The organism is Dolichospermum sp. UHCC 0352, assembly GCF_009711925.1.
Lineage (GTDB): Bacteria > Cyanobacteriota > Cyanobacteriia > Cyanobacteriales > Nostocaceae > Dolichospermum > Dolichospermum lemmermannii.
In genome coordinates this window covers 56,952-69,978 of record NZ_VIKY01000051.1, presented here as the reverse complement: position 1 = coordinate 69,978, position 13,027 = coordinate 56,952, and the positions used below count along the sequence as shown (strand labels likewise).

At 38.9% G+C, this 13,027-nt stretch carries 9 protein-coding genes and 1 tRNA gene; 6 read left to right on the top strand and 4 right to left on the bottom strand.

What is annotated here, in order from left to right; all coding sequences use genetic code 11:
• The first annotated feature begins 260 nt into the window (after nt 1-260).
• Nucleotides 261-345 (top strand) — tRNA-Ser (locus FJR06_RS03580).
• Nucleotides 346-361: 16 nt separating this feature from the next.
• Here FJR06_RS03580 and FJR06_RS03575 read toward each other — a convergent pair.
• Nucleotides 362-1,909, bottom strand: coding sequence for a protein kinase (locus FJR06_RS03575; RefSeq protein WP_168650791.1), 1,548 nt, complete (start codon nt 1,907-1,909; stop codon nt 362-364).
• A 954-nt stretch (nt 1,910-2,863) separates the two neighbouring features.
• Between FJR06_RS03575 and FJR06_RS03570 the strand changes: the two genes are divergently transcribed.
• From FJR06_RS03570 to FJR06_RS03555, 4 genes are all read left to right on the top strand, one after another.
• Complete coding sequence (locus FJR06_RS03570) at nt 2,864-3,196, top strand: hypothetical protein (RefSeq protein ID WP_015081348.1); 333 nt, start codon at nt 2,864-2,866, stop codon at nt 3,194-3,196.
• A gap of 60 nt (nt 3,197-3,256) precedes the next feature.
• A complete protein-coding gene (locus FJR06_RS03565) occupies nt 3,257-5,362 on the top strand; it encodes a pentapeptide repeat-containing protein (protein WP_168650789.1) in 2,106 nt (701 codons plus the stop codon).
• A 169-nt stretch (nt 5,363-5,531) separates the two neighbouring features.
• A complete protein-coding gene (locus FJR06_RS03560; protein ID WP_371416395.1) occupies nt 5,532-5,996 on the top strand; it encodes a hypothetical protein in 465 nt (154 codons plus the stop codon).
• A 67-nt stretch (nt 5,997-6,063) separates the two neighbouring features.
• Complete coding sequence (locus FJR06_RS03555; RefSeq protein WP_168650787.1) at nt 6,064-6,843, top strand: ion transporter; 780 nt, start codon at nt 6,064-6,066, stop codon at nt 6,841-6,843.
• Between the two features lie 155 nt (nt 6,844-6,998).
• On the opposite strand, the gene FJR06_RS03550 is transcribed toward FJR06_RS03555, so the two are convergent.
• The 3 genes from FJR06_RS03550 to FJR06_RS03540 form a co-directional block, all read right to left on the bottom strand.
• Nucleotides 6,999-7,583, bottom strand: coding sequence for a Uma2 family endonuclease (locus FJR06_RS03550; protein ID WP_015081344.1), 585 nt, complete (start codon nt 7,581-7,583; stop codon nt 6,999-7,001).
• A 5-nt stretch (nt 7,584-7,588) separates the two neighbouring features.
• A complete protein-coding gene (locus FJR06_RS03545) occupies nt 7,589-9,778 on the bottom strand; it encodes a transglycosylase SLT domain-containing protein (protein WP_168631969.1) in 2,190 nt (729 codons plus the stop codon).
• Nucleotides 9,779-9,995: 217 nt separating this feature from the next.
• A complete protein-coding gene (locus FJR06_RS03540; protein ID WP_168650785.1) occupies nt 9,996-10,505 on the bottom strand; it encodes a hypothetical protein in 510 nt (169 codons plus the stop codon).
• Between the two features lie 161 nt (nt 10,506-10,666).
• On the opposite strand from FJR06_RS03540, the gene FJR06_RS03535 reads away from it, so the two are divergent.
• The gene (locus FJR06_RS03535; RefSeq protein ID WP_371723346.1) at nt 10,667-12,844 is read left to right on the top strand and encodes a DEAD/DEAH box helicase; all 2,178 of its coding nucleotides are present in this window, start codon (nt 10,667-10,669) and stop codon (nt 12,842-12,844) included.
• Nucleotides 12,845-13,027 lie beyond the last annotated feature (183 nt).

Sequence of the window (13,027 nt, the reverse complement as noted above, 5' to 3'; positions counted from 1 at the left end):
CCATATTCGTGAGACAATTAAATTGTCAGCAAAGACATTAAAAACCTACCGGGGGACTCTCGGAAAGTTACGCTTGTCAGTTCGGCTTCGCTCACCGCAAGCAGAGATGATTCTGCCAGTAATGGCAAACAGGATCAGGGCAAGAACCCAAATATTTAAGGCAATGCCTGAAGCTGGGATAACTGAGAGATATAGACTGAAACTCTCTATAGAATCCCCGCGTCTAAAGACGCGGGGAGTGTCAATTCACAGTTGATGTTGGAGAGGTGTCCGAGTGGTTGATGGTGACGCACTCGAAATGCGTTTTGGGGAAACTCAACGGGGGTTCGAATCCCCCCCTCTCCGTTGATTCAAATAATGATTATTGCGGCTTTTCTTCCTTTTGCTGATGACTTTCCGGCACTTGATTTTGGTTTATTTCTACAGTGGGGACGACTACAGCCGAAGAATTTTCTGGTTGAGATTCCTGGGGTGGGGTGACTACGGGATTAGATTCCGGTGCAGTATTTTCTGGAGGTGGAGAAGCTTTCTGGGATTCTTTAGCGTCACGCAGGGTATCCATTAAGGATGGTGAAGAAGTCACAACCGGTGTTGATTTATTAATTGTAGTATTCGGGGTTGGAGTGGGCTGAGAGTTGTTATTCTCAGGGGCTTTTTCTTCATCACTACTATTATTAGTAGGGGTTGGTTCTGGGGAAACAGGAGTATTTTTGCGTTTTCTCCTGACTCTCAGTGGTACAGATTCATTAAAAGAGGAATTTTGAATTTTTTGATTTGGAGATGATGGTGATATTTCCACGACAGGTTTGGGTGGAATAGATTCGGAAGTAGATTGTTTAATAACTGGTTTAGGTGATGATTGTAAATTAGGTTTTGATAATATCCGCGTCATACTAAAACCTGCCGTAGCGGCAATTAAGGCAATACTAATGCTCACAATTCCCTTCGATACACCTGCTTTTTTGCCTGTATTTGCGACTTTTGGTGGTGTAGCAATAGGACGGGGAGTAGCTTTTTTGAGGAAATTTTTGGATTTTAAATCCGATAAATTAATAGTCTGTACTGCTTGAGTCGCTAAAGTTGATGATGTCACATTTAGCCCATTTCCCGGTAGTAGTTGCAGCCATTCTGCTACTGTTGTCGGACGAAACTGAGGTTCTACAGCCATTCCTCGGCTAACTGCTTGATTAACAGCCCCACTCAAATGAGGTTGTAATTCACGGGGAGAGGGCATTTTTTCCCGATCTCGCAGTAATGCAGGTATAGGAACTTGTGCAGTTAACAGTGCATATAAAGTCGCTGCTAAACCATAAACATCTGTAGCTGCTGTTCGTTGTGCTTGGGTTAGATACTGTTCAATGGGTGCATAACCTTCACTGACTAAACCTGTATGTGTCTGTTTTGCTCCGTTATTAAATTCTCTAGCAATGCCAAAATCAATTAGCACTACTTCCTGCGTTCCTTGACGCAAAATAATATTATCTGGTTTAATATCTCGGTGCAATAAACCATTATTATGTACCACCTGCAATGCCGCGCCTATTTGACGGATATAATGAATGGCTGTAGCTTCCGGTAGGGGTATTCCTGGTAAAACAAATGCTGCACATAAGGTGTCTCCGCGAATGTATTCCATCACCATATAAGGTAAACTATCTTCCTCAAAAAAGTCACTTACCCGGACAATATGAGGATGAACACAAGCGGCTAATCTTTTAGCTTCATCTTGAAATTGGCGCTGGAACTTAGGGAAATCGGGATGTTGTCGCAACCTCTCATTGATAGTTTTCATCACCACTTCTTGACCTAAATAGTGGTGCATAGCTTTAAAGGTAACACCAAATCCGCCCCGCCCTATTTCCTGGAGGATGGTATATTTTCCATTCTGCAAAATTGTGCCTGCTAACATAGGGTTTTTCAGTCTTAAATGAGCAGATAATTAACTGGGTTATAGCACTCTTAGGAACGCAAATTTAATAACCTGCAATTCTGATTTGATCGGAAATGGTGCATTAGGCTTTGCTTTAGCGTAGCCATGGTCGCATAGCTTTACACACCCTATCTTTTACACTTTATTTAATCCACACTCCTGACCTATTTTGACACTCTCAGGGAGCCAAGCCACTGAGATTCTACTGACAGAATTAAATTAAGAGTTTAGCTCAATCTAATCTCGCTGCGACCGTCAAACGCCGCCTAAACGCTCAAAACAACTGCCAATCAAGGCGTCGAAATTGCGCTTACTTTTATGGTTTTCAGTGTTTTTAGAATCCATCACTAAGCCAAGACGCGGTACGCTCCACAACCTGCCATTACTCGCTCTTTCAAGTCAATACTGCCGTTAGGACTTAAACCTAACCGTTGTTTCTTATGAGCCGGAATTTCTCCGTACTAGGATGCTTCAACACGTAGATGTTTTTTGTTCTTACTCACAATTTAATTCTAACATACCACAGGGATTAAAATCCCTCGTGCCGTTTCCCTCTCAGGTCTAAAGACGCGCTCGTTTCCCACTTACCGCGAGGTCTTATGACAACGGTTTTTGATTCTGATGAAATATTGTGCGATATGGCGGTATGCACTTGAATAAACTACATCATAGCCCCCTCCTTGCTCTTCGAGGTGGAGGTTGGGAGTGGGGTGATATTTAAAGAGCTTGTTTTGGCGAGAAAAGTTCTCGACTCAACGGTAAAATATCCGGAATTAACTTCCCAAAATCAGAAAAATCTGCCTAACTTTCCCTCTAAAATCAATGCCCTATTACCATCTTCCCTGAGTACCAGTCATAATTTCTGAATATTTCTTTTTTTTAGCTAAAACAGAATCCGATGTTAAATTCATTGATCATGATCAATAAAAATTTATGAACTCTCAACCAGAAGAAGATTTGCAGCGTCGTCTCCAAAATCTAGCAGCAGAAATTAAATCTGCTAGTGTTAATCCTCCGCAACCAGAAGCACAGACACCTCTGACAGGGTTTTCTCAATGGAACTTGTATTTACAAAGATCCAGAAATTGGTTTAATAGTTTATCAACAATTAAAAAGCTGGCAGTCACAGGTATTGTCATGTTGTTAACTGTTTGGATGGTGCAAACAGTATTTGCTCTAGTTGCTTCTGTTATGAGTCTAGCGATGTTGGCAGTGTTAGTGTATCTTGGATACAAATTTTTTATTGCTAATAGAAAGGCAAAATAAGCAATAGCCTATTTTAATCATGCCAATAGTGGCGTAAAAAAAATCACAGGTAATTATTCAATGGCTAATCCAATGATCGGCAAAAGTAGTAGTCAGTCTAGCCGCTCCAAAGAACCGAAAAAAGCTAAAATTACACCATTATCAACCAGGCGTTTTGTGGCTTGGACGGTGGAAATCACCCTCTTTATTGTCAGTGGTTTAGTTCCTTATGCTTTGGGCGTGTATGTAAATTCTCGGAGTGAGATCCAGCGAGTTCCTCTTAACCCTGTTCTCGTAGTCACAGAAAAAGCGATCGCTAGACCCCTCGCATTACCTGTCAGTTACGGTATTCGCAACGTCGCTTGGCCGACTAATATCTTATGGACATTAGCCCTATTATTACCCACCAGCTTCGGTGCTTGGCAATTATATTTATTAGCTAAAACTGGCAGCACCATTCCCAAACGGTGGTTTAGAGTGCGAGTAGTAAACGAAGCCGGAACAGCCCCAGGCTTAGGTGCAATCATAGTTAGAGAAGGATTAGGGCGTTGGACAGTACCAGTTTCTGCCGCTTATCTACTCTGGCGTTACAGCTTTATTTTCCCCAACTTAGCTCTGTTTACATCTTTAACGATGTTAATGATCCTAGCAGAGTCTAAGGGCTGGCCTGTCCAAAAGCATCGCCGCTCTTTCCATGATCAAATAGCAGGAACATACACAATAGATGCAACCAGCACGGTTAGTCATCCTGGGGAGCAGTCAACAATAAACGAAGCTGATGTAGATAGTGCTGCAACTCAAAAATCTAGTTCCACTCCAGTCCCCAAAAATAATTCTTATCTCAGTCTGTTTTTGGTAGGGCTGACTAGTATGATTGCTGTACTATCAACTTTAGTCGGTACACAAATCTATATCCAAACCCAAGAAAGCCAACGGAGAAGCGAACAAACTAATAGTCAAAAGTTTATCGAACTCATCAAAGCACTAAATCCCAGCAGCGGTGTTACTAATGAAGATCGACAAAGAGCAGTGTTAGCCTTGGGGACTATAGATGATAAACAATCCATCAAATTATTAATTGACTTATTAGTCAAGGAAACAGACCCCAAAACCCTGGATACTATTCAACAAGCTTTAACTAATACTGGTTTTAAAGCTATCCCGGAATTAAACCGGATGAATCAGTTTCTCGTGGAAGAACTAGCATCTATGGGTAAAAGTCCTAATTCGGACATTAGACAAAACCAGTTAATTCTGACTCAGCAGGTAATTAATAAAATTCTGGCTGTCTATAGTGGCAAAATTAACAATATTGACTTGAGTAAAGCTGAATTAGGTTCTCAAGCATCTGGGGGAAAGTCCTTATTTAACCTGGTATTAAACAACATTGATTTATCAGGAATTGTCTTGAAATCGGCAAATCTTAACCAAGCTAATTTCCAAGGTAGCCGTTTTCGCAGCGTCGGTGAAGATGGACGTTGGGATACTTACGATGATGTGATTGCAGATTTAAACAACGTCCAGTTAAAGGCAGCTAATTTAAGTAATACTAACTTGAGCCGTGTTTCCATGAGTCGGAGTGATTTAAGTCGGGCTAATCTCAACAAAGCCAACTTATCCTACACCCGCTTATTTGCTGCTAATCTCAGTAGTACCCAGTTAGTAGGTACAGATTTACGAAATGCGATTTTAGAAAATGCCAGCTTGATAAATGCAGATTTAAGCAATGCTAATTTAACAGAAGCAAATTTATATGCTGCTCGTTTAGTGCGTGTTTCTGCTATTGGGACACAATTAGCTTATGCAAATTTAACCAAAACTGATTGGCAAGGTGCAGATTTATCTGAAGCCTATTTAGATTATGCTAATCTCAGCGATGCTAACTTAACTGCTACTCGGCTGACTGGTGTTAGTTTGCGTTCCGCTAACTTAGAAAACGCCAATTTGCAAAATGCTGATTTAAGTCGGGCTGATTTACGAAAAGCAAATGTGGACGGAGCAAATTTTCAAGGTACAATCCTCTTTGCCGGTAAACAAAATCCCGCAGATCAGTTTGTGGAAACACCTGATATTGGTTCTCAAAATGCCTCAATCAAAGGAGTAGATTTTACTAAAGCTAAAAATTTAGATCCTCAACAACTGGCATTTATTTGTACTCAAGGTGGACTACATTCTCGTTGTCCATAATGGCATGAGGGGATGAGGCGCAACCCAACAAATGCGTTGGGTTTCATGCTTCAACCCAACCTACGAATCAAGGCTTTTTTCAATTTGGCGAAGGTATTGCTAAGTTATATTAAATACAGATTGTGTCAGGAGTAGGGTAATGAAGCATTTTCAGTGTTGGCTTGGGGTAATGGGAATGGGAACCGTTTTGAGTTTAGCTGTAAACTCTCAACCAGTACAAGCTCAGGTAGCTTATGGTAGCTATGTTGGTATTGGTCCAACTGTGGGATTGACAGATGGTACGCAATTGGGTGGAGTCCTGGCTTTTCGTTACAAGTTACTAGAAACACCCATTTCTTTCCGCGCTCAAGCGTTAATTGGTAAAGGCACAGCCATAGTCCCGACTGTTTCCTATGACCTCCCTCTCAACTGGCAAACTGATGTTTATTTAGGTGCTGGTTTAGTCTTAACTAGTGGTGATATAGCTTCTCCTGTAGGTAATAAAATTAGCTTTGCTTTGCAACCAGGCATTGATTATGTTATTCCTAATAGTAATACTGTGATTTTTGGTAATGCTATTATTGCTTTTGATGCCTACCGGAATACTGGTGGTACAGCTTTATCTTTACAAGGTGGAGTTGGGTTAAGGTTTTAATTCGTCATTTGTCATTGGTAATAATTTTTTAATTTTTGAGTTCTTGAAAAGATGGTGCTGAACCGAGATGAACCGAGAAAAATTAGAGTTTTACTTAACAGACCTAGAAACTCCTGTAGGTAAGGTAATTAGTGTAACTATTGCTTTATTGGTTTTAGTATCTTCGGGAATTTTTGTCGCGGAAACCTATGATCTCTCTCAAGAAGCTCGCTGGCAGTTAAGAGGATTAGATGATTGCATATTAATGATTTTTGCTGGGGAATATTTACTCCGCTTATGGAGTACAAAAAATAGAATTAAATATATTCTGAGTTTTTATGCAATTATTGATTTAATCTCAATTTTGCCATCTTTTATCGGATTGGTAGATATTAGTTTTATTCGGTTATTCCGCTGGGTGAGAATTCTCCGTTTACTGAGATTTATTGATAAAAAATTTTTATTTGGTAGTATTAGTAATGAAGATAGTGTAATTTTTGCCAGAATATTATTTACTTTATTTGCTATAGTTTTTATTTTTTCTGGCTTCATTTATCAAGTTGAACATCCTGTTAATCCTCAGAATTTTGATACTTTTTTAGATGCCTTTTATTTCTCCGTTGTCACAATGACAACGGTGGGATTTGGTGATGTGATTCCCATTTCTGAATTAGGTCGGTTACTAACAGTATTGATGATTTTAACAGGAGTGGCTCTGATTCCGTGGCAAATTGGCGACTTAATTAGACGATTGGTAAAAACTGCAAATCAGGTGGAAACTGTTTGTCAAGGGTGCGGTTTAGCGTTTCATGATACAGATGCTGGATTTTGTAAAAGGTGTGGTAAACAATTGATAATTGATCCTTAAATAGGTGCTAGAGAATAGGGAATAGAAAGTATTCTTTTTAAAAGATGGGTAGCCCAAAAAAAACAGTGTCATTATTTCCATCTCATGTTTTTAAACATGAGTTTTTTCTGTTCCCTCTGAAAGTTGAAATTTAGCAGCAGGAGTCAGGAGTTAGGTCAATTTTCTCCAGTAGGAGATTCAAAATTCACATCTTCATAGACATCTTCTATCGGACAGTGAAAATCTACACTTGCTAAATGCACATTTTCCCCTTGTCCATAACTGTAAAATCCCCACTGTCCCTCGGAATTACGCCGGAAAATTTCGACATTTACCCGCGTTTGACTTATCAACACATATTCCTGAAGTGATTCTAAATTTCGATAGTCAGCAAATTTATCACCTCTATCAAAGGCTTCTGTTGTGGGAGATAAAACTTCGATAATTAAACAGGGATAACGCAAAAAGTTATTAAAGGCTTTATCTTTTTGGTCGCAACTGACTATGACATCAGGATAGTAATAGGTATTAATTGATTCAATATGTGCCTTGGTATCGGCAATGTAAGCTTGACAGCCACGGCCACGCAGATGATTTCTCAGCAGAGAAGCAATATTGAGTGTAATAATGACATGAGTATTACTAGCCCCTGCCATTGCGTACACTTCTCCGTCTCTGTATTCATGCTTAATAGGGCTGGTTTCTTCCCCTTGGAGATATTCGACGGGGGAAAGATAGTTATAGCTGGGAGTTGCAATCATAGATATCAATTGGGTGGTAATTTGGGGTGTGCTTCCGAGTATTTACTGACTGTAGCAGAAACTTCTGGGTTATAAAGTCGCAGATAATTCCAGTAATTACCAAAAACTTGCCGAACATAATTTTTAGTTTCATCAAAAGGAATTCCTTCCACAAACTCATCTGGATCTTGTTTGGGGATGGTTTGCAACCATTTGGCAACGTTACCAGGTCCGGCATTATAACTAGCGATCGCTAACATGGAATTATTGCCGTACTGTTGATGGGTATAATCTAAATACCAAGTCCCCAACATAATGTTATCGCTGGGATTTTCTAGATTAATTTTTTTAAAATCTAAACCGATTTGTGGGGCTATCCATGCCCCTGTACTGGGCATAATTTGCATTAAACCAGTTGCACCAACGGGGGATTTAACTTTCGCCTGAAAGCGAGATTCTTGGCGCATTAAAGCCGTAACTAACAGGGGATTAAGTTGCCGGGAAGTAGACCATTTTTCAATTTCTTTAAAATAAGGAAAGGGATAACGGGCTTGCCAATAAATAGCTTGTTGACTTAAAGCTGCATATTCGGCTTTTTCAGCGGGTGTTTCTCGGTCTTCTAATTTAGCAATTTTGTCAATACCAATGAGATATTCACCTTTAGTTAATTTCATCAATCCTTCGGTAAATTGTTCCGCGACACTAGGCTGATTTTTATTTTTAAATTCTGTTTCCCATTGCAACCAGGCATCACGATCTTGCCCCAGCAAATACAATTCATGAAAAGTCTCAGAACCCGCTGGTGGAACAGGACGTTGCGGGGGGATAATTGCCGGATTCATCACGCGCAGATTGTTAAAATCTCCCACATTTAAACCCAAAATACTCGCAGAACGCCAGGCATAATAAGAGTAAGGAAATTCACTAATTACAGACTTATAAGCAGTAATAGCTTCCTGTTGCTTGCCTAGTGTCGTTGCCCATTTACCTACCCAAAATCCGGCTCTAGGGGCTAAAATACTAGTTTTGTTATTAATAGTAATTGGTTGCGCCCATTGCCACGCACCTAGATAGTCGTTGTTTTTAGCTTTAGTTTGGGCAATTTTCCAGCGAAATTCAGCGGCTTCATCACTGCTACTATATTTACCTACTAATAATTTCCATGTTGTGTTAGCTGATTGATTATCTTTGAGACTATCCAGCAAAGTCCCTTTTTTAACTAATGCTTGAGGTGCTTGATCAGGAAATTGACTAATTACTTGGTCGAGATAGATAATAGAGTCTTTACCCGTAGCTATGTCGGACAATCTTAATAGGGCTATAGCTGTTTCTTTGGCTGTGGGAAACTTTTGTAGCAGTTGTTTATAAACTTCAATGGCTTGATCTTGTTCTTTATTTAATTGTAATCCTCTGGCGATGCGGTAGAGGTTGGTAGCGGTTTTTGGTGCTTGAATATAAGCATTTTTAGCTTTGGTAAATTCATTGTTATCCCAATAGACTGAACCAATCAGTTCCCAATCTGCGGGTTTGAGTTGTGGCTGTTTTATTAACTGATTTAATACACCCACAATTCCTGGTTCGTCAGCGGCGTATTTAGCTAAGATTAATTGTAACTTAGGCTGATTAGGATTATCTTTTAAGCGTTTGCGGATAATTTCCCAAGTGAGGGGATGGGAGGGAAATTGAGCGATCGCTTGATCAGACAATTTTGGTTGAGCGATCGCATATATAGCTTTAACTGCGGCTGCTTCTTTACCATATTCCTTTAACACCCTGCGGCGCAAATCGGAAGCTTGCTTATCTTCGCCCAAAATATCATGAGCCTGGGCTTGTTTAAGTAAAATATAAGGTGCTAATACAGGATAATCTTTTTCCAGTCCTGTCAATAAACTCAGGGCTTTTTTCCCTTGAGAAGTTTCTACGTAATCACAAGAGAGCAAATAACGGGCGCGTTCTCGATCTGGGGAACTACCTGTTTGAGCAATTTCCGTGAGTTTTGTTAATCTTTCTGGTACAGATTGAGACAATAGAGAAAATACAACTGACTTAACTTTGGTAGCCTCAGATAGTTTTTCCGGCTTACCCTGACTCAAGTTCAACCATTGACTCACGGTTTTGCCAACTTGGGGGGCTGACACCATTGCCCCGGCTAAAAAGGCACATAGTCCAGCGCCCGCAAGTAGATAAATTTGTGTTTTCTGTAGTTTTTTGAACATTGATACTCACTGATTGCCTAGTGTCTCACGGGGAAAGTTGGCGATTAATCTTCTGGCAACTTTATCATTAGGGTAACATCCCTGACCAATTTTTACGGCTATGATGCAGGACTTTCCGCCTATTTGGATAAATATAATCTCTCTTCGAGTTTGTGGCAATGGGTCGAAATGGCAAGCAGTTATTATGGCGTTAATATTTTATGTACACTACTATTGGTCAATTATCTGATTCCACTTGTTTAATTACCTCTAAAGGTAACTCTAATACCTCTGCAATTTGCTCATCATTTAAGCCAAAATACCGTAATTTATCAATTTTTTCTATCTGAGTTTTATTCTGATCTTTTTGCTTTAGTTTAGAATTACCAGCATGACTTTTATCTGGTTTAGTTTTAGGTTGTTTAGAACTAATATTTACACAGCCATTTACAAATAAATTATTACTATTATCACCCAAAGAAATATTCACATTTCCCTGTCGTTCTAGAACTGATTTAAGATTACTTTTATCAACTGGTTCATCAAAAATATCAGATAACATTTTTAAAAGTTCGTAACCTACATCCTTTGCATGACCCGCGCTACAGCCACAATTTTCGGCAATATCAGCATACTTTTGATGCTTTAGTGTCCCCTCAATAACTCCACGTTGCAAGTCATTGAGACGTTTGCCTGTATTGAGATAGACAGCCTCATCCACAAGTTGTAGTAGTTCGTTAACCTGCATGGCTAAAAATGTAACGCGACACAAGTAATGATAGCAGACTTTATCCGTATTTTTCAGCTTTTTTCCGTCTGTTTGTAATTTTTTTTTGCGATCCGCTTTTTTCCGCTTTTCAGGTTTAGGTCAGTGGTGTATGGTGATTAAAAAATAAAAGAGATATGACAATGACGGATAATGAACGCAAATTCATCACCAGTGAAGCTATATCCAATGACAAACACGAAGGTCATGAAAAAATCTGGAAAACTACTAAAGACGGTTTTTCTAGTCGAGATTGTATAGGATATTGGCGTTATCCCCTATTCTCTAAAGTAGGAGAGGTACGAAAAGAACCAGACATTTTGATTGTTGATCGAGAATTGGGATTAATTACTATAGAAATAGAAAATATTACCATTGATCAAGTCGTAGCTATTAATGGTGAACAATGGCAATTTACAGAGGGTAGTACAATTCTTTCCAGTCCAGCACAACGTTCTAATCGTTCATTACGAGCATTATTAGGATATTGTGATCGAGAAGATGCAATTTTTCGTAAAATTACAGGACGTGCTTTAGTTGCTTTACCAAATATTACGATAGAAGAGTGGCAACAAAAAGGATTTGATCAACTACCCAATTGTCCACCTATTATCTTGAAAAATAATTTGGGGAAAACAGCTTTTTTTGAGAAAATTTCCCAATCAGAACCAATGGTTACAGGAGAACAACTCAACGATGAACAATGGAAAGTATTGCGTGCTGTTATTAGCGGAACTCCTGTACTTCGTAAACCTTATGCGGCTACTTTTTCGCATAATAAAAATAGATCAGCTATTCTTTCAATTCTTGGTGAATGGCTTTATGAAACTGACTTACAACAAGAACATATTGGTAAAGAAATTCCTCCAGGAGCGCAACGAATACGCGGAATTGCAGGTTCAGGTAAGACTGTTTTATTATGTCAAAAAGCCGCAAATATGTATTTAAAGCATCCTGAATGGGATATTGCTTTAGTGTTTTTTACTCGTTCTTTATACGAACAGATTGAAAGTTTAATAGATCGGTGGTTAAAACGATTTAGTAATGGAGATGTTTCCTATGATGAAAAAGTCAAAAGAAAACTTAAAGTTCTTCATGCTTGGGGTGGTAAGTATCGATCAGGTTTATATTCAACTATTTGTGAGAAACACGGCGTTTCACCTCTGAGAGCTATTCAGGGTTTAAGCCCAAGTGAAGGATTGGCTGAATGTACTAAAAGATTATTAGATGGAAAAGAAATTCGACCTATCTTTGATGCCATTCTTATTGATGAAGGACAAGACCTTGTAAGTGAAGATGAAAGAAAATTTGAAGAAAATAATGAATCTAAACAAGCTATTTATTGGATGGCTTATCAAGCTTTACGTCCTGTTGACAATGAATCTTCTGAACAACGTTGTTTAATATGGGCTTATGATGAAGCTCAAAGTTTAGATAGTTCAAAAATACCAATGGCTAAAGAACTATTTGGTAAAAGTTTGACAAATTTAGTATCTGGACAACATAAAGGTGGAATTAAAAAAAGTGAAATAATGCACCGTTGTTATAGAACTCCTGGAGAAATTCTCACAACAGCTCACGCAATTGGGATGGGATTATTGCGCTCTGATGGAATTCTACAAGGATTGACAGACAGGAAAAGTTGGGAATCAATTGGTTATCAAGTTAAAGAAGGGGAATTTCGTTCTGGGCAAAAAATTGTTTTACATCGTCCTCCAGAAAATTCGCCGAATCCTATTCCTAAACTATGGGAAAAACCAGTTCTTGAATTTGAAACCTACGAGTCTAGATATGAAGAATTAGAAGCTTTAGCTGCCAGAATTAAATATAATCTTGAGCAAGACGGATTAAAACCTAGCAGAGATATTCTAGTAATTATTTTAGGTTCAGTTCAAGATGCTGGTAGATTGGAAACAGAAGTAGGAAAATTCTTGATGGAAAAAGGAATTAATATTTATATTGCGGCGGCTAAAACACTAAATCAGTTAAATCCAAATTTTCAAGCTGGAACATTAAATCAAGATAAGTTTTGGTGTGAAGGAGGTGTAACAATTTCTCGGATTCATCGAGCAAAAGGAAATGAGGCTAATATGGTTTATGTTGTTGGAGTTGATAAAATTGCAGAAAATGAAAGTGATCCTAATTTACGGAATCAACTATTTGTGGCATTAACACGCTCAAGAGGTTGGGCTTGTATGAGTGGAATTGGTGATCATTCTTTTTATGGTGAAATTAACCAAGTGATTAAAAGTGGAGATACTTTTACTTTCACTTTTCAAAGACCTCCAAAAGTAAATACAGGAGAAGAAACAGAGCCATAATCAATACTATGACGTTGCTGAAACCAAGTATGAATTTAGGTGTAGAGTAGACACAGCGGATTACCATAAGGGTGAGGTACACTTTTAGCGGGTAAGATGCCCGCACCACAAGATTTTTATCGTCGTAGAAGGTGATAAGTTTTAGGTTGGCTTGACGCAAGGAAACCCAACAAAGCCTCAAAT

Coding starts and splice junctions, on each gene's coding strand:
- FJR06_RS03555 (WP_168650787.1), top strand. CDS start 6,064: ATGAACCGAGAAAAATTAGAGTTTTACTTAACAGACCTAGAAACTCCT.
- FJR06_RS03570 (WP_015081348.1), top strand. CDS start 2,864: ATGAACTCTCAACCAGAAGAAGATTTGCAGCGTCGTCTCCAAAATCTA.
- FJR06_RS03550 (WP_015081344.1), bottom strand. CDS start 7,583: ATGATTGCAACTCCCAGCTATAACTATCTTTCCCCCGTCGAATATCTC.
- FJR06_RS03575 (WP_168650791.1), bottom strand. CDS start 1,909: ATGTTAGCAGGCACAATTTTGCAGAATGGAAAATATACCATCCTCCAG.
- FJR06_RS03540 (WP_168650785.1), bottom strand. CDS start 10,505: ATGCAGGTTAACGAACTACTACAACTTGTGGATGAGGCTGTCTATCTC.
- FJR06_RS03545 (WP_168631969.1), bottom strand. CDS start 9,778: ATGTTCAAAAAACTACAGAAAACACAAATTTATCTACTTGCGGGCGCT.
- FJR06_RS03560 (WP_371416395.1), top strand. CDS start 5,532: ATGGGAATGGGAACCGTTTTGAGTTTAGCTGTAAACTCTCAACCAGTA.
- FJR06_RS03565 (WP_168650789.1), top strand. CDS start 3,257: ATGGCTAATCCAATGATCGGCAAAAGTAGTAGTCAGTCTAGCCGCTCC.
- FJR06_RS03535 (WP_371723346.1), top strand. CDS start 10,667: ATGACGGATAATGAACGCAAATTCATCACCAGTGAAGCTATATCCAAT.